Source organism: Desulfatibacillum alkenivorans DSM 16219 (genome assembly GCF_900142135.1).
GTDB lineage: Bacteria > Desulfobacterota > Desulfobacteria > Desulfobacterales > Desulfatibacillaceae > Desulfatibacillum > Desulfatibacillum alkenivorans.
Genome location: NZ_FQZU01000027.1, coordinates 21415 through 39290 on the forward strand (window position 1 = coordinate 21415; position 17876 = coordinate 39290).

The 17876-nt window shown below is 56.2% G+C and carries 15 protein-coding genes; 11 read left to right on the forward strand and 4 right to left on the reverse strand.

All coding sequences use genetic code 11. The annotated features are described in order from the left end of the window. Positions 1–61: 61 nt before the first annotated feature. The 5 genes from BUE18_RS18620 (at position 62) to BUE18_RS18640 (ending at position 6626) form a co-directional block, all read left to right on the forward strand. The gene (locus BUE18_RS18620; RefSeq protein ID WP_073477693.1) at positions 62–1825 is read left to right on the forward strand and encodes an NAD-dependent epimerase/dehydratase family protein; all 1764 of its coding nucleotides are present in this window, start codon (positions 62–64) and stop codon (positions 1823–1825) included. Positions 1826–1982: 157 nt separating this feature from the next. Continuing rightward, complete coding sequence (locus BUE18_RS18625; RefSeq protein WP_073477694.1) at positions 1983–2891, forward strand: 4Fe-4S binding protein; 909 nt, start codon at positions 1983–1985, stop codon at positions 2889–2891. Between the two features lie 63 nt (positions 2892–2954). Further along, positions 2955–4181, forward strand: coding sequence for a thiolase family protein (locus BUE18_RS18630; RefSeq protein ID WP_073477695.1), 1227 nt, complete (start codon positions 2955–2957; stop codon positions 4179–4181). 16 nt (positions 4182–4197) lie between these two features. Continuing rightward, positions 4198–5568, forward strand: coding sequence for a phenylacetate--CoA ligase family protein (locus tag BUE18_RS18635; RefSeq protein ID WP_073477696.1), 1371 nt, complete (start codon positions 4198–4200; stop codon positions 5566–5568). 14 nt (positions 5569–5582) lie between these two features. Then, positions 5583–6626 carry a nitroreductase family protein gene (locus BUE18_RS18640; RefSeq protein WP_073477697.1) on the forward strand — a complete coding sequence of 348 codons (1044 nt, stop codon included), beginning with the start codon at positions 5583–5585 and terminating at the stop codon, positions 6624–6626. 141 nt (positions 6627–6767) lie between these two features. Here the strand turns inward: BUE18_RS18640 and BUE18_RS18645 are convergent, their stop codons facing one another. Both BUE18_RS18645 and BUE18_RS18650 read right to left on the reverse strand, forming a co-directional pair. Further along, positions 6768–7847, reverse strand: a complete 1080-nt coding sequence (locus tag BUE18_RS18645; RefSeq protein WP_083611134.1) for a 1-aminocyclopropane-1-carboxylate deaminase/D-cysteine desulfhydrase — start codon at positions 7845–7847, stop codon at positions 6768–6770. 140 nt (positions 7848–7987) lie between these two features. Beyond that, entirely contained in the window at positions 7988–8662 is a 675-nt protein-coding gene (locus BUE18_RS18650; protein ID WP_073477699.1) for an MBL fold metallo-hydrolase, read from the reverse strand. 280 nt (positions 8663–8942) lie between these two features. Between BUE18_RS18650 and BUE18_RS18655 the strand changes: the two genes are divergently transcribed. From BUE18_RS18655 to accC, 6 genes are all read left to right on the forward strand, one after another. Further along, positions 8943–9599, forward strand: a complete 657-nt coding sequence (locus tag BUE18_RS18655; RefSeq protein WP_073477700.1) for a TetR/AcrR family transcriptional regulator — start codon at positions 8943–8945, stop codon at positions 9597–9599. Positions 9600–9721: 122 nt separating this feature from the next. Then, a complete protein-coding gene (locus tag BUE18_RS18660) occupies positions 9722–10873 on the forward strand; it encodes an acyl-CoA dehydrogenase family protein (protein ID WP_073477701.1) in 1152 nt (383 codons plus the stop codon). 16 nt (positions 10874–10889) lie between these two features. Further along, positions 10890–12449, forward strand: coding sequence for an acyl-CoA carboxylase subunit beta (locus tag BUE18_RS18665; RefSeq protein ID WP_083611135.1), 1560 nt, complete (start codon positions 10890–10892; stop codon positions 12447–12449). Between the two features lie 12 nt (positions 12450–12461). Then, a complete protein-coding gene (locus tag BUE18_RS18670; protein WP_073477702.1) occupies positions 12462–14015 on the forward strand; it encodes an acyl-CoA carboxylase subunit beta in 1554 nt (517 codons plus the stop codon). 149 nt (positions 14016–14164) lie between these two features. After that, positions 14165–14410 carry an acetyl-CoA carboxylase biotin carboxyl carrier protein gene (locus BUE18_RS18675; protein ID WP_073477703.1) on the forward strand — a complete coding sequence of 82 codons (246 nt, stop codon included), beginning with the start codon at positions 14165–14167 and terminating at the stop codon, positions 14408–14410. A gap of 171 nt (positions 14411–14581) precedes the next feature. Further along, entirely contained in the window at positions 14582–15985 is a 1404-nt protein-coding gene (accC, locus tag BUE18_RS18680; protein WP_073477704.1) for an acetyl-CoA carboxylase biotin carboxylase subunit, read from the forward strand. 318 nt (positions 15986–16303) lie between these two features. On the opposite strand, the gene BUE18_RS18685 is transcribed toward accC, so the two are convergent. Together BUE18_RS18685 and BUE18_RS18690 are read right to left on the reverse strand one after the other, a co-directional pair. Continuing rightward, on the reverse strand, positions 16304–16975 hold the full coding sequence (locus BUE18_RS18685; protein ID WP_073477705.1) for an outer membrane beta-barrel protein: 672 nt from the start codon (positions 16973–16975) through the stop codon (positions 16304–16306). A gap of 126 nt (positions 16976–17101) precedes the next feature. Continuing rightward, positions 17102–17596, reverse strand: coding sequence for a hypothetical protein (locus BUE18_RS18690; protein ID WP_073477706.1), 495 nt, complete (start codon positions 17594–17596; stop codon positions 17102–17104). Positions 17597–17876 lie beyond the last annotated feature (280 nt).

Sequence of the window (17876 nt, forward strand, 5' to 3'; positions counted from 1 at the left end):
ACGGCACTGGCACGGCCCTTGCTCATTAGGAAGGACAAAACATCTCAAAGGAGGGGATCTCATGGGGAAAACCGTCGCCATTACAGGCGTGAACAGCTATTTTGCCTCCACGCTCCTGCCGCAACTGCAAGCCGACCCTGACGTGGAAAAAATCGTCGGAATCGACGTCACACCCTGGAGGGGCGGATTCAGCAAGGTGGAGTTCCATAGGGAGGATATCAGGAGCCAGGCCGTCGAGGACCTGTTCAAAGACGTGGATACGGTCTTTCACCTGGCTTTTGTGGTGAGCGAAATCCAGGACAAGAAAAAGACTTTTGACATCAATATTCAGGGCTCCAAAAACGTGTTCCAGGCCTGCGTGAAGAATCAGGTGCGCAAGGTGGTGTACACCTCCAGCAACACGGTGTACGGGGCGTACAAGGAAATCCCGCTCAACGTGGACGAGGAGCAGCCGGTCTACCGCAACAAGGAGAGCTACTACAACCAGAGCAAGGTGGACGTGGAGGCCTTCGCCCTGGATTTTTTCAAGGGTCATCCTGACATGGTATTCACCATCATCCGGGCGGCGCTCTTATTCGGGCCGCACACCAACAACATGTTTACGGACGTTTACAAAAGCAAAGTCACGGCCATGCCCCTGGGCAGCGTCGCCCACATCCATTACATTCACGAAGACGACCTGGGCGAGGCCCTGCACTTGGCTTTCACCCACGACTTGCCGGGCATTTACAACGTGGGCGCGGACGACGCCGTGTCCTCCTACTGGACCTTCAGAAAGGCCGGTCTCAAGGTCGTGCCCCTGCCTTTGTTCATGCTGAAGCCCATCGCGGACGCAGCATTCAAGCTGCGCATGCTGCCCGCCAGCTCCGGTTGGCTGGTGATCGCCAGCAACACCATATTTTCCAGCAACGCAAAATTCAAAAACGCAACGGGATGGAAGCCCAAATACACCTCGCGGGAAACCTTTCTCAGCTACCTGAAAGCCAACCAAAAAGTGAAGGAGGAAAAGCTCTCCCAGGCTTGGGTGGGCTTTTTATGGAAGCGAAATTACCTGCTGAAAGGCGCCATGGGGATTTTGAAAAATTCCATCCGCGCCACGAGCGTCCCGGGCATACGCAAAGTCATGCCTTGGATGGACGTGCAAAAAAACAGCTTCACCTACCTGCCTGTCAACGCAACCATGGAAGCCGCAAACGAGGTCATGCTGCCCCAGGTGGTCCACGATTATATTGATCAGGCCGACAACCTGATCATCATGACCAAGTGCGGATGCCGCTCCGCCCAAAACTGCCAGCATCACACTCACGAGGTCGGCTGCCTGTTCATGGGCGATACCACCCTGGAATTCCCCAAGGGAATCAGCCGCAAAGCCACCAGAGAAGAGGCGCACGCCCACGTGGAAAAGGCCATATCCGCCGGTTTGGTCCCCATGGCCGGCAAGGTGCGCGTGGACAACGACATCTTTTTGGTCAAGGACCGGCAGAAACTTCTGAGCGTGTGCTTTTGCTGCCATTGCTGCTGCATGATGACCTATTTCAAGCATATCCCGCCCGAACAGTTGGACCACGTCATGACGCCCGTGGAAGGCCTTTCCATGACGATTACGGACGACTGCAATGGCTGCGGCGCTTGCCTGGACACCTGCGGATTCGACGCCATCAAAATAGAAAACGGCAAGGCCGTCCAGACGGCCGCATGCCGCGGCTGCGGCCGCTGTGCGACCTATTGCCCCCTCGGCGCCGTGCACATTTCCTTGGACAATCCCAACGCCGTGGAAGACGTCAAAGCCCGGATTTCCCGTTACGTCAATGTCAAGTCCGCGTAACGGATTCAGGCCGACTTGCCAATATTCAGGCCACATGGATTTTTCGGGGCACGATCCTTATCTCAAAGGACATACCTGGAACGTGCATTGACAATGCAGAGATAAGGTCATGTCTCAAAAATCCTCAACCCCGCCCCAGCGAAACGGAGGAGTCGCCATGGAACCCTATATGTTCAAGCACAAGAAAAAAGGCCTTGGCATACACAACTGGATCAAGTCCAAAACCGCCATAAAGCCCGGGGAAAAGGGCATTTCCCAGGCCATTGTGTTCTTTAAGGCCGTAATCGCCGGAGGCAGGCTGACCCATTATCCCGTCCTTAGCTACCTGTACGAAAAAGCGATGTTCCTGCGCCCTTCCCGTAAGAAATTCACCAGCGGCGTGGCCCTGAACCTGAACGTGGATATCGCCGAAAATTCCAAGAATACCGCCATGCCCATCGAGTTGATCAAAAAGGCCGTGTCCGAAACCGCATACATCGCAATCATGCACCGCTGTTTTTGCCGATCCGCCCAGAACTGCAGCGACCATCCCCAGGATCTTGGCTGCATATTCATAGGAGAAGGCTCCAGGGCGGTGGTGGAAAAAGGCATCGCCCGAAAAGCCACCGTGGAGGAGGCCATGGAGCACATCGACCGGGCCGTTAAATCCGGCCTGGTGGGGCAATCCCTCTGGATCGAGGCCGAGCAATATCTCTGGGGCATCAAAGATGAAGACATGCACCGCTTTTTGGAGGTCTGCTTTTGCTGCCCCTGCTGCTGCACGGCCCTCAAATTGGCGAAAAACTCCCGGGACGATTTGCGGGACCGATTCCGCTCCATCGGCTGGAAAGCCGTGGTGGACGAAAACTCCCCAAAGGAGTGCGGCCGTTGCCAGGTGTGCACGACGGCGTGCCCTCTGGAAGCCGTAAGCAACACAAACGGCCGGGCCGAAATCCGGGAGGACCGGTGCATGGGATGCGGCATCTGCGCGGTCCAATGCCCCAACGACAAAATCCGCCTGCATGTCATGACGCCGCCCAAGGGGGATCTTAAGGATTACTTCTGGCAGCTTGACCTGGACCTTTAAACCATGAATCCGAAGTTCAACTCATAACAATAAAATATCAATGTAACTCAAGGAGCAATCAGCATGAGAGAAGCCGCCATAGTCGGGGCCGGCATGACGCCCTTCGGCAGACACCCGGAAAAAGGCATCAAGGACCTGGTTCGGGGCGCCGTGGAACTGGCCCTGGAAGACGCGGGCGTGGAGCCTGGAATATTGGAAGCCGCCTACGTGGGATCGGCCGCCCCCGGCCTCATGACCGGCCAGGAGCAGATCAAGGCCCAGGTTACGTTAAGCGCCATGGGGATCGACTCCATACCCATGTACAACGTGGAAAACGCCTGCGCCAGTTCGTCTTCCGCCCTGAACCTGGCCTGGACCGCCGTCAGCGCCGGAATATTCGACTGCGTTCTGGCCGTGGGATTCGAAAAGCTCTACGACGAAAACCGGCTCAAGTCCTACATGGCCTTGGGAACCGCCATGGATATTGAAATGGGCCAGAAATACATGGAGGATTTTCAGGAGAAGCTGGGTCTGACGGACAAGGTTTTTTCAGACGAAGCGGGCGCGAAAAAAAGCGTGTTCATGGACATGTACGCCTTTTATACCCGGCGTTACATGGAGCAGTACGGGCTGACCCAGGAGCATTTCGCCAAGATCGCGGTCAAATCACACAAGAACGGCGCGCTCAATCCCAACGCCCATTATCGCAAGGAGGTCACCCTGGATCAGGTGCTGAACTCCGGCGACGTGTCCTTTCCCCTGACCCGCATGATGTGCTCGCCCGTGTCTGACGGTTCGGCCGCGGTCATCGTGTGCAGCAAGGAGAAAGCCGCCCAAATCGCAAAAAAGCCCGTTTGGATCGAAGCCTCGGTCCTTGGCAGCGGCAAGCTGGGATATGACATGGACGACACTCTGACCCGGCGGGTGGGTTTGAAAGCCTTCAAAGCCGCCGGCATCACGCCCCAGGACGTGGACGTGATCGAAATCCACGACGCCACGTCGCCGTCGGAAATCATCGCGCTCATCGAATTGGGCGTCTGCCCGCCCCACGAAGCCCCCAAATGGATCGACGAGGGCTACATGGAGTTGGACGGCAAAATGCCCGTCAACACATCAGGCGGCCTGGCATCCAAGGGCCATCCCATCGGCGCCACGGGCCTGGCCCAGGTATACGAGGTGGTCAATCAACTGCGGGGAACCGCCGGAGAGCGCCAGGCGCAAAACAACCCAAAAATCGGAATGACCCAAAACGGCGGCGGAATTCTTGGGATAGACGGCGCCGCCATGGCTTTTCATATTTTAAAATCTTAAATATGGGGGTGCAAATATGGAACTTGGAGATCTGAATCGCGAATATTGGAACATGGACATCGAGACCAAGCTGAACACGCCTGAAATCAAGGAATTGCAGCTTGAAAAGCTCAAAAAGGCGCTCAAGTGGCAATACGAAAACACGCCGTTTAACCGGAAGCGCTTTGACAAGGCGGGCGTCAAGCCCGAGGACATTCAATCCTTTGAGGATTACGCCCAGGCCATTCCCGTGGCTGGTCAGGCGGATCTGCGGGAAATAATCCAGGAAGTGGGCCTGGACATGGACGCGCTCATGCGGGAGTTGTTCGGCCCGTCCCGCATGGACGACCTGTATTTGATCACCACCACCTCCGGCACCACGGGCATTCCCACGCCCTACCCTAATTTCCACGCGGGAATAAGGGAGATGAAGGAGCTTTTCCACAGGGTGGCATGGCGCATGGGCATGCGCCCCGGAGACCGGGTCGGCCTGTGCTTCGGCCTGTCCATGCACGCCGCGGGCACGCCCCAGATTTTATGGTTCCAGGATTTCCCCGGCATCACCATCGTACCCATCGGGGCCGAGGCCGGCACGGAGAAAATCCTCCAGTTCCTGAAGCTGTTCAAGGCCAACATCTTCACGGGAACGCCTTCCCTGGCCCTGCACCTGATCGAAAAATGCCCCGAGGTTCTGGGCCATCCGGTGAAGGATCTGGGCATCAAACTCATGATGCTGGGGGCAGAGCCGGGCGCAGGCATTCCGGAAGTCCGGCAAAAGCTGGAATCGGAATACGGCGCCAAGGTCTATGACGGCGGCGGCGGATACGGGTGCTCCTGCGACTACCCCATTTACCAGGGCATGCACTGGCTGGCCGATGACTTGTGCTACTATGAGTTGCTGGATCCCAAAACAGGGGCTTCCGTGCCCATGGAAAACGGCGCCACGGGCCTCATGGCGGCCACGTCTCTCAATCCCGCAGGCGCGGTGTGGTTTGACATGCGTTTCACCCTGAACGACATCCACCAGGTCTTCACCGATCCCTGCCCCTGCGGCAAAACCGGATTCCGGTATAAAATCGTAGGCCGGGCGGACGACATGCTTAAGGTCAAGGGCGTGCCAGTGTATCCGGCTTCCATTGAGGGCGTCATCCATTCCTTCCCCCAAGAGTTGACCGGCGCGTTCCGCATTGTCCTGGATGAGCCGCCCCCCAGGGTCGTTCCGCCGCTTAAGCTGAAAATCGAGTATACGGAAAACGTGCGCGAGGAAGAGCTTCCCTACCTGGAGGAAAAGGTCAGGGCCAAGATGAAATCCCTGCTTAAAGTCAATCCCGCCATCATGTGGCTGCAGCCCAACACCCTGGAAAGAGCGGTGAAGAAGACCCAGGTTTTGGAAAAAACCTACGAATAGGGAGGACCGAAACCATGTTGGAGAAGCACAAACACATCAGTTTTCCGCCCAAGACCGATTTTCCGGTTTTTCAGGTGGACGATGAAAAATGCATCGGCTGCGGGCGTTGCGTCAATTCCTGTCCGATCCAGCTATTGATGCTGAACAGCGACAAAAAAGCCCGGCCCAACGAACGCTACGATCACTTCCGGTGCATCTGCTGCCAGAACTGCGCGGCCTCCTGCCCCAATGACGCCATCACCATCCAGGGGGATTACCGGGTGCGCGAGGGTTTTTGGAAGAACGACAACCTGTTCGAGGGAGGCAAGACCTTTCCCGATCCCTTGTATTTTCGCAACGGCGCCAAGTATGAGGACTATGAAGATCAACTGACGGAAACGGAAAAGGTCATCTACAACCGCCGCAGCATCCGCTTATACAAGAAAAAAAAGGTGCCCAAGGAACTGGTGCACCGGGTCATCGAAGCGGGCAGGTTCGCGCCGTCGGCGGGAAATAACCAGCCCTGGAAGTTCGTGGCCATCACCAACCCGGACGTCATCGAGGAGATCGACCAGATCTGCAAAAAACGGGTGAAGCTATTCCCCCAAATGCTTATGCCCCGCCCTTGGGTGGATAAGCAGGTTCCGGGGGACAAAAACGCCAAGCCCAAAAAATGGCAGAAAACCCTCCACTACCTGCTCTCCCGCAAAACTCCGGGAGACGTGGATCAACGGGTCCTGGGCGGCATCAACACCATTTCGAGCGATCCCGAGTATCGGACCTTTTTCCGGGCGCCCGCCCTCATCATCCTGGCAAAGGACGTCAGGGGCATCGGCTCTCCGGACCTGGACCTGGGCATCTGCGGCCAAAACATGGTCCTGGCGGCCCATTCTCTGGGCCTGGGAACCTGCTGGGTCAGCCTCATCAAAGGGCTTACCTGGGACCATGGTTATGTTCGGAAGGTTTTAGGGCTGGAATACCCGTTCAAAATCCTGACCTCATTGACCCTGGGATATCCCGCAGGCCAGGTGGACAACATTGTTGCCAGGGAAAGGCAGCGGGTGAATTGGATCGAGTAGGGAAGCCCCCATGATCAGCCGTAGCCTCTCGGGCGGCTTTTGAATTTTGAGGGTACATAATCATTAGATATTGTTGGGTTTTGCAAGCTCCGCGCAACAAAACAATTGGGCATGATCTTGTCCCTATTCAAAAGCCTGCAACTAGGCGGCGGGAAAAAACTGCGCCAACGGCTTGGGCAGGGAATCGGGGGAAACGCTTTCCGCCTGATCGGTCATGTCCACGGAATTAAAGGTGTTGATGAACAGCACCGGCCCTTTGGTTTTGGGGGCCTCGTCCAGCACGGCCGCAAAGGTCTTGCCCGTATAGGTGGGGTCCAGTTTGATGCCTTCCAGGTCCCAGGCCATGCTCACGGCCCGCCGGCCCTGGAGCGTTTCATGGCCGTATCCCGGGCCGTATTGCCGGGAGTCGATTTCAAGGCTTCCTGCATTGGACCGGAATTCGGGAATTTTGGCGCCATGATATTTGAGCAGGGCGTGGGAACGCAAAGCCAGCCCCATCACCTTATTCCGGTTGGCCATGTATGTGGGCGTCACCCGCACCCCGTACACGCTGGTTTTCAGGCCGGCCAGAGAAAAGCCCAGGGTCAATCCGGCCAAAGTGCCGCAGGTGCCCGCCGCCACAAAGACCTTTTTTGGCCTGGGAAGGACCCCTTGGCTAACCTGGTCCGCGATTTCAAACCCGGCCTCCACATAGCCCAGGACGCCCCGGGAGTTGGAGCCGCCGGCCGGGATGTAATACCCGCCGGAATTCTGCACGCGGTGGGCGATGTAATACGACCAGACCGTTCCGGAAGCCCCGCCGCAGTAATCCATCTTGGCGCCCAGCGACGCAAAAAGACGCAGGTTTTGCAAAACATGCTCGTTCACCGGCTGATCCGTCAGCTTCAACACCACGTCCAGGCCCGCCTTTTTTCCGAACATGGCCGTGGCCAGCCCGTGATTGGTGCCTAAAGCCCCCATGGTAATCAATGCCTTGCTGCCCTTCTTCCGGGCGTGCGCCAGCAAAAACTCCAACTTGCGAACCTTGTTGCCTCCATAGATCGGAGAAGTGAGGTCGTCCCGTTTCACCCAGATATCAGCCCCGGCCTCCCGGCTTAAAGCATCCAGGCGCTCCACCGGCGTCGCCTGCTCCACCAGGGGAGTCCAAGGGATGGTTTTCTGCAGATTTTCGTGATGTTTGAACAACAGAGGAAGCTCTCTGTTCCGAGTTATTACAGGCATCTTGACCTCGCCGAATACGGTTTTTACATGGTATTTAGCTTTGAGTCTATAGCACAAGTGTTCGGCAATGTCAAATACCAGAGTATTAAAATCTTATAAGATACTGTATCTAATTAAAAAAAGGAAATAGCTCCAGGGCTTTAATCCAATTCCGTGGCGTCAAAAGCGGCGCCATGTCCGGGATATATTGTTTTCGCGCCCTTTTGCCGCAGCAAAGCCCAGCTTGTTTTCATGGCGTCCGGATCGTTTCCAAAAGGAGGAATGCGCCTTTTATAAAAACGCGGCATTTCGTTGTAGGCAAGATCGCCTACCATGGCGTGGCCGTCATGGGTCATGACGGAAATCGAGCCGGCGGTGTGGCCGGGCGTGGGCAGGACGTCCGCGTCAAAGCCCCAGGACGCTAAGGACATGGGCGACTCTATGGTTATATCCGGCCTGACGGCTTCAAATCCGGTCGCCCGCGCCAGCAGGCCCGGAAGCCGCCTGCCCAGACGAACGGCGGCCTTGGCAAAAGGAATGGTTCCGTCGGGGATCTGCCAGCGCCCACGCGCAAGGTCCCTGGCATCGGCCTCGTGCACGATCACCGGGCACCCGCTGCGCCTGACCATAGCGGCCAGGTTTCCCGCGTGGTCGAAATGCACGTGGGTGATGACAACCAGCCGGATCTCCTCAGGGGAGATGTCCAGGCGCTTCAATCGATTGAACAAAATCCGGTGCTTGCCGGGAAGGCCGGCGTCCACCATCAAGTATCCTTGCGTTCCTTTTAAAAGCCATACATTGGCGAAACCGGTGCGCAGCCTGATGATTTCCTGCATGATTGTATTCTCCGGAATATATAACGGGGTTGGAGGCCCTTGATTGGCTAAAAAAAGCACAGGTTATTTTTCATTGCAAGTCCAAAGGGCGGCCCCTCCCCGCAAAAAATAGAGGCCCCCCCCAGAAAAGCTCTAATTTCAAGAGCCCCCCACCAGAAAAAGGCTGAATCGCCCTCTGTTCGTCGCAAAAAATCTTGACAACTGAATATTTCCAAAATATATTCATTTTTAAACGCAGGGACGAATCCCGCTCCCCGCCCACTAAACACAGGACCCGACCGTGACCGGAAAAGAAAAAACCGAACTCCGAAAAACCCAAATCCTCCAAGCAGCCGCCAAGGTTTTCGCCGAAAAAGGCTTTCAGGAAGGGACCATTCCGGATGTGGCCAAAGAGTCGGGCGTTTCCGAAGCCTCCATTTACGAGTATTTCAGCAACAAGGAAAATCTTCTGTTTTCCATCCCCATGGAGGCCATGCAGCGTTTGAGCGAGAAGATTGATTTCCACCTTAAGCTGATTCGGGGCAGCGCGGAAAAGCTCCGGGCGATTTTATATCTTCAACTTCTTTTTTATATTGAAAACCGGGATTATGCAGCGGTTATCATGCTGATATTGAAGCAAAACCGCCGTTTTCTCGATACGGAGGCCCACCAGGCCATCCGCAAGCATTTAAAAACCGTGGACAAAGTGATCAGGGACGGCATGGAGTGCGGCGAGTTCCGGAACGACATGGATCCCTACCTCATTCGGTCCACCTGCCTGGGCAGCATGGAGCACGTGGTCACCAACTGGCTCATGCTCGGGCATCCCACGGACGAGGAGTTGTTGAAATGGGTGGATCCCATGCTGAACGCCCTTGTCCGGGGAGTGGGCGCGGGGAACGAACTGAACCAATGTCCCCTGAAGCACCTCATCGTCCCAGAGGACGTCGAGGCCTGACGACCAGCCCCCTCGTGTAGGAACGCCGACAATAATAATGGAGGGGCGGCATATTCCTAGTTGCAGCAAACACAAACTGGCGCGCCGAATCGCGGCCTGCCGCAATCCAAACGAGGTGAACCATGAGCGATGCAGTAAAAGCGCAAGAGTATTTTGGCAAGGAACATGACATGTTCCGCAAAGCCATCCGGGATTTTGTCAAAAAAGAGATCGTCCCCAATATTGACGAATGGGAAGAGCAGGGAGCCTTCCCCGTGGAGCTCTACAAGAAAGCGGCCGAACTGGGATACATCGGCCTGGGCTTTCCCGAAGAACTGGGAGGCCAGGGCGGGGATGTGTTTTTAACCATCGTCGCAGCCGAGGAGTTGATGCGTTCCGGCTCCGGCGGCTTTTCCGCCAGCCTGGGCTCCCTGGGCATCGCCCTGCCGCCCATTGTGGGCCACGGCACCCCTGAGCAGAAGGAAAAATTCGTCACGCCGGTCTTGAACGGGGATCGCATCGCCGCCCTGGGCGTGACCGAGCCTTCCGGCGGATCCGACGTGGCCAACCTGAAAACCACCGCCGTTCGGGACGGAGACCATTACGTGGTGAACGGAAGCAAGACCTTCATCACCAGCGGGACCAGGGCGCACCAGCTCACCACGGCGGTTCGCACCGGCGGAGACGGCCACAAGGGCATCAGCTTTTTGGTCATTGAGTCCGACACTCCGGGCTACTCCACCTCCCCGCCCATGAAAAAAATGGGCTGGTGGGCTTCCGACACGGCTGAAATCTACTTTGACAACTGCCGGGTGCCCGTTGAAAACCTCATCGGCGAGGAAAACAAGGGCTTCTACTACATTATGGAAAATTTCCAGACCGAGCGCCTGTCCCTGGCGGTCATGGCCAATGTCACCGCGCAGATGGCGCTGGAAGAGTGCGTCAAATACGTCAAACAGCGCGAGGTGTTCGGCAAGCCCCTGAACGCCTTCCAGGTGACCCGCCACAAACTGGTGGACATGGCCACGCTGATCGAAGCCAGCACCGAATTCACCTACCGGGTGGCCGCCAAGATGAACGGCGGGGTTCCCCAGATCAAGGAAGTTTCCATGGCAAAGAACTTCGCCTGCCAAGTCGCCGACAAGGTGACCTTTGATGCGGTTCAGATTTTCGGCGGCTACGGATACATGCGCGGACATCTGGTGGAAAGGCTTTACCGTGACAACCGCATCCTGTCCATTGGAGGGGGCGCCACGGAAATTATGAAGGAAATCATTTCCAATTTTATTATGTAACAAGGAGAGCGAAACCATGGGAAAATGGATGGACGGCTACCTGGAGAAACTGGAAGCCAAACGCCTGAAAAGTCAGCAAGGCGGGGGCCAGGATCGCCAGGAGGTGCAGCATTCCCTAAACAAGCTGACGGCTCGGGAAAGAATCGAGCTCTTGTTTGACAAAGGGACCTTTGACGAACTGGGCGCCCTGACCCGGGACGCCCGCCCGCCCCTGGACGGCAAAAAACGCCCCAGCCCGGGCGACGGCGTGGTCATGGGCGGGGGCCAAATCAACGGCCGCAACGCCCTGGCCTTTAGCCTGGACTTTACGGTCATGGCCGGCGGCCTTGGCAACGACGGCGTGTGGATGCTGGCGGACCTGGTGAAAAAAGCCGGGGAGAGGAACGTGCCCCTGATCGGCATGCTGGACTCCGCAGGCTCCCGGATCAGCGTCAAAGAGGGATACACCGGCCTTAACGGCCTTGGCCGTTTGTTCAAGTACATGTCTCAATATTCGGGCGTCAGCCCCCGGATCATGATGGTCCTGGGCCCCTGCACCGGCCCCCTTGCGGCTTTGCCGGTCATGGGCGACTTCCGGATTTTCAACGAAGAAAGCGCCTTTTTGTGGCTGGGCGGCGAAATGGAGTCCGACGAGGCGGGAACCGCGGAATTCCATATGGAGAAAAGCGGCCAGTGCGATTTTGTCGTGGACAGCGACGAAGACGCCATCGACAAAGCCAAGGAGCTTTTGACCTACATTCCCCAGAACTGCTGGGAAATGCCCCCTTTCCTGGATTCGGGCGACGACCCCGAACGCCGGGAGGAGGCCATCCTGGACGTCATGCCGGAAAACGTCAAGTTCACCTATGACGTGCACGAAATTATCGAATTGATCGTGGATAACGGCGAGTTTCTGGAAGTCCAGGAGGAGTACGCCACCCACCTGGTGACCGGCTTCGCCCGCATAGGCGGCTATCCCATAGGCATCGTGGCCAACAACCCGGACGAAATGAGCGGCGTCTTTGAAATCGACTCCGCCGACAAGTACGACCGGTTCATGAACTTCCTGGACTGCTTCAACATTCCCATTATCACCATGGTGGACTCCACGGCCTACGTGCCCGGCGATAAATGGGAGCGCCTGGGCATCATCCGCCACGGCGCCAAGAACCTGCATTCCTACTCCCACCTTACCACCCAAAAAATCACCGTGGTCCTGCGCCGCTCCTACGGCGGATCCAACATCGTCATGGGCTGCGCCCAGATGCACCCGGACGTGGTGTTCGGCTGGCCCTGCGGCGAGTTCGCCCCCACCGGGCCGGAATCCATTGTGGAAGCCATCTTCCATAAGGAGCTGGCGAAAGCCGAGGAAAAGGGCGGCAAGGAAAAACGTCAGGAATACTATGACATGCTCCTGGCTACGGTCAGGGAGCGGTTCAACATCATGCATCACTCCATGGACTGGACCTCTTATTATATGGTGGAGGAAGCCATCGACCCGCGGGACACCCGCGCCAAGATCTACCGCACCATCGTGGCCACCCTGGACAAGCATGAAGAGCTTCCTGAGAAGAAACGCTTCATCAAGCCGGCATAAAAGGAGAGAAACATGTCTGAACGAATGAACGAAGCAATTAACAGGCTTGCTGAAATACAAGAGCAAAACCTGCTGGGAGGCGGCCAGAAGCACGTTGACCGGCAGCACGCCCGGAACAAGATGACGGCCAGGGAGCGCATTGACGCCCTGCTGGATCCCGGCACATTTCTGGAAACCGGCTCCTGCGTAAACACCACCAGCGTCAGGATGGACGGCAGAACCACGGACGCCCCCTGCGACGGCGCCATTACCGGAACCGGCAAGGTGGACGGCAGGCTCATTGGCGTATACTCCAGCGATTTCACGGTCCTGGGCGGATCTCTGGGCGCCCAGCATTTGCAAAAATGCTCCGAATGGATCATCCAATGCACCAAGCTGGGCATTCCCATGGTCTGGCTGCTGGACTCTTCGGGAGGCCGCCTGGGCTACCAGGACGTCATGTTCGCCGGCATCGAGTGGTATTTCTGCACCATCTCCCGCAGTTCCGGCGTCGTGCCCCAGATCAACGTGCTCATGGGCCCCTGCATTGCAGGCCAGGCTTACGCCCCGACCCTGTGCGACTTCCTGCTCATGAGCCGGGAGACCGCCAACCTGTGGCTGGCCGGCCCCAGGCAGGCCAAGGCCGTCACGTCTGAGGAGATCGACAAGTCCGTGGGCAGCGCGGATTACCACGTAGCCCACTCCGGCACCTGCGACGTTGTCGGCGACAACGATGCGGAAACCATTGCAAAAACCAGGGAGCTGTTAAGCTATCTGCCTTCCAACTTCCGGGAAAAGCCTCCGGTCAAGGAAGCCCCCGCCGACTCCTTCTGTGACGTGGAAAAGCTCATGGAGCTGGTTCCGGACGATCTGTCCAAGACTTATGACATGCATGAAGTCATCAAGGTTTTGGTGGACGACGGCGATTTTTTTGAGGTCAAGGACCAATACGCCAAGAACCTCATCTGCTGCTTCGCCCGCATCGACGGCAAGCCCGTGGGCATAGTCGCCAACAACCCGGCCGAGCCCGGAAGCATCATGGAAATCAATTCCTGCGACAAATACTACCGTTTCCTCCAGGTGTTGGACGCCTTCAACATCCCCCTGGTGACTCTGGTGGACACCCCGCCTTACGTTCCGGGCGAGGAGCAGGAAGAAAAAGGCCTTTTACGCCACTTCGGCAAAATCGTGGATGTATACACCACCTCCACCATTCCCAAAATCAGCATTGTTCTGCGGGAAGCCTACGCCGACGCCGGCGCCATGATCATGGGCGTCTCCAAAGGCATGGGCGCTGACGCGGCCCTGGCATGGCCCATCGCCCAGTACGCCGTGGAAGCCTCGGAGCTGGATTACCGGGAAGTAGTCAAAGGCATGGAGGACGACGCCTACGAAGGCTACCTGAACTGGGGCCGGGAAAAAATCGACGTGTTCGACGTGGCCAGGGGCTTTACCACCCAGGTGGTGGACGAAATCATCCACCCCAAAGAAACCAGGAAAAGAATCATCCAATCTTTGGAGCTGTTCAAAAATAAAGAGGAAGAACTTCCCTTGAGGGCCAAGTGCCACGGCACAATGCCCTCGTAAAAGGGAAGCAAGGAACGGGGAGCGATAACCAGGCCGAGGCGAACCTCCCCGTTCCTTACCCTGGAATTCAGCCGCCGCCTAACCCCATGCCGGCGGATTCAGTGCAAACTTACTTGCATCGCAAGCGATAAAACTGTCAGGAGGCAACCATGGCAAAGAAAAAAGTCAAAGCAAAAATGTCCGGCGTTTTTTACAGAAGGCCCGCTCCCGAAGAACCCGCTTATTGCGAAGTGGGCGACGTGGTCAAGAAAAAACAGGTCCTGGCCCTGCTGGAAACCATGAAGGTCTTCCAGAAAGTCAAATCCACGGCGGACGGAAAGATCGTGGAAATCCTGGCTGAAAATGAACAGCCCCTGAAAGACGGGGATGTCATGTTCATCATCGAAACGGATTAATCCGCTTAAAAACATTTGGGGGGCATGTCCCCATTTCCCATCATTGGAGGGAGTACCGGGGACATGAACTTATCTCGGTATATTGAGATCAATTTTTTACACGGATTTTGAGATAAGTATCGTCCCCTGAACTTGGACTGACCTACTTAAACCGAAATCTGAGAGGCGACCATGTTTAAGAAAATTCTGGCGGCGAACCGGGGAGAGATCGCCCTGCGCGTAATCCGGGCATGCAAGGAGTTGGAAATCCCATGCGTGGCCGTGTATTCGGAAGCGGACGCGGAATCTCTGCACGTCCGGCTCGCGGACGAAAGCGTGTGCATCGGTCCCGCCATCAGCGCAAAAAGTTATTTAAGCATTGATAATATCATCCAGGCGGCCAAGGAAACCGGCGCCGACGCCATTCATCCCGGATACGGCTATTTGGCGGAAAAAAAGGAATTCGCCATCGCCTGCCAGGAAAACGGGATTACCTTCATCGGGCCCAAGCCAGACAACCTGGCTCTGGCCGGCGACAAAATCGCGGCGAAAACAGCCATGCAGAACGCCGGCGTTCCGGTTACGCCCAGCAGCCCGGGCGGCGTGGACACGGTGGCGGAAGCCAAGGAGTTCGCCAAGGAGATCGGCTATCCCATCATGGTCAAAGCCTCGGGCGGAGGCGGCGGCCGCGGCATTAAGATCTGCTACAACGACGAGGAAGTGGAAGAAGAATTTCCCATGGCCAAGATGGAAGGCCGCACCGCCTTCGGCAACGACGAAGTCTACGTGGAAAAATTCCTCACCAAGCCCCGGCACATCGAGTTCCAGATCCTGGCCGACAAACAGGGAAACGTCATCCATCTGGGAGAAAGGGAATGCTCCATCCAGCGGCGCTATCAAAAGCTGGTGGAAGAGTCCCCCTCCCCGGCCCTCACGCCCGAATTAAGGGCGGCCATGGGCCAGGCGGCCATCAACGCCGCCAAGGCCGTGGATTACGAAAACGCCGGAACCGTGGAATTCCTCCTGGACGGTGACATGAATTTCTACTTCATGGAAATCAACTCCCGCATCCAGGTGGAGCATCCGGTGACCGAGCTGGTCACGGGCGTGGACCTGGTCAAGGAGCAAATCCGGCTGGCCGCGGGCGGAACCCTGGATTACACCTTCGACGACCTGAACCTGCGCGGCTGGGCCATTGAATGCCGCATCAACGCGGAGGACCCGGACAAGTATTTCATGCCCAGCCCGGGAACCATCGAGGATTACAATCCGCCGGCGGGCTTCGGCGTCCGCCTGGACAGCCACCTGTACCAGGGCTACGAACTGCCGCCCTTTTACGACTCCCTGATCGGCAAACTGGTGGCCTTTGACCTGACCCGGGAAGGCGCCATCCAGGTAATGAAACGGGCTTTGAAAGAATTCATCATAGGCCCCATCAAGACGACCATCCCCCTGCATCTGATCATCATGGACGACGATGAGTTCAAGGCGGGAAATTTTGACACCAGCTTCATCACAAAGTACGTCCCGGAGGAAGATGACGACGATGATGATGATGATGATGACGACGATTATGATGATGACGACGATGATTAGGGCGCGTTAACCGAACCAGCAAGAGGCTGGACGACGTGGGGGTGCACGCTTATGCGGGAGAGAGCTTCGGCTTTCTCCCGTTTAACTGAAGTCACGATCTTAGGGGTAGGAAAAAAGCCTTCCTATGGGACTTCTTCATCGATAAAAGCAATCTTTTTAATAAAAATTGAGTGATCACATATCTTCCAGGGTCGCCCGCGCAACGAAATTGATAAACAAAAAATCACGGAAAGCACGGATGCCGCCGAAATTTCACTTCCGTATTTTTCCGCGTCTTCCGCGGCTATAATTATTTTTTTGTAAGTCCCAAAAGTTGCGTTACAGCGGGAAGCTGAGGCCGATGCTGATGTTCCCGTACCGGATCATGTCCACGTCCCCGAATCCCCAAAAATAGCAGGACTCCATCTGCAAGGAAAACTGATTGCCGGGAAACAGGATAATGCCCAGGCCGGCCTGGGCCGCGCCCCCGGAATTGCCGGACGTAAACCAGTCCCCTTCCTGCTCCTTGTTCTTGCTTTGCTTGACTTGCGACGCGAACAGGTTATGATTGCCGTAGGCCCATCCTCCGCCTGCAATGAAATAGGGCTTCCAGACCTCGCTGTCCAGACCCGGGGAGAGTTTGGCCACGAGCATGTACATATTTACGGAGCTTTCCAGCTCCAGGTATTGGGAAGTTTTCCAGGAAGGCGTGTCTCCGGCGACCTTGAAGTCAGGCAGCCAATGGAAATTGAACTCCGTTGCCAGGTATTTATTGTATCTGTATCCAACCTGTAGATAGGCGCCAAAGGTGTTGTCCGTGTTGTAATCCAGGTGGTAGGGATCGTCAATATTGAAGTTTTCAAAGGCGTATTGCGCCCCCAGCCCCAGATAATAAAAGTTGTCCGTCCTTATTTTGTCAGGCCAGTCCTCTTGGCGCAGATCGCCGGCCCACGCCCCGGCGGGCGCCAGCAGGCCCAAGGCCAGGACAAAAAGCAAAATCCATTTTTTCATGATTCCCCCCTCGTTGACAGCCCCTCCAGGCAAGGTCTGATTAAGCGGTTCAAGTTTGGTAGCGTGTAGCATATAACAATATAATTTTCAACGGCATTCGAATGCAAGGCGGGTTGGGCGTTCGCTTTAGGACGCGTCCTCGGTGGAAAAAATCTCCGGGGCGATTCCCCTGGCCTGCTGCTCCAATATTTTCAAGGCCATTGTTATCAGTTCTTCATTGGAATTCAGCCCGTAAATGGACTGCAGTTTGGGCAGCAATTCCAGGGTGTCTTTTTCAAAACCCAGGGTCAGGAACCGGCCTCCGGATTCCTCCAGTTGCCTCTTACTTTGCTCTTCCAAAAAAACCCGGGCCTGCTCTTTGATAAGATTGATGTTTGTACGCAGCGGCTGCAAAGGCGGCTTGGGCTTTTTGTCCGGCGGCAGGTATTTGATAAAGGCCCGGACAATCTGGGGCGGCGGCGGCTCCCCGAACTCTTCCATGAATGCGTTTTCCAGCTTGAGCAAGGATGGATCCGGACCGGTGATGACGGTTTTGGCCAAATCGATTTTCATTCCGCCATAGGGATCGGATTTCAAACTGTTACGGAGCTTGCGCTCCCTTGAAGTGACTTTCTTGCCCAAACCATTACTCCCTAGCCGGACCTGAGGCCGTCCAAAGCCCCTGCGTCCATGCTTTTCAACACAGGCTGCCGGCGCCGGAGGCGCCTCATAGATGCAGCAAAATGAAAAACATCATGATATTGACATCTTGAATAGAACGTCAACCAATAGAAAGAACAGTCTCCCCCCGCCCGCCTCTCTGGACGGTCTCTCAGGGGAGTTTAGACCCCCGTCTGATGTTTCCAAAGCAATAATGTTTAGGATATCACAGTTTATGCACAATTGGCAAGGCCGCCGGCGT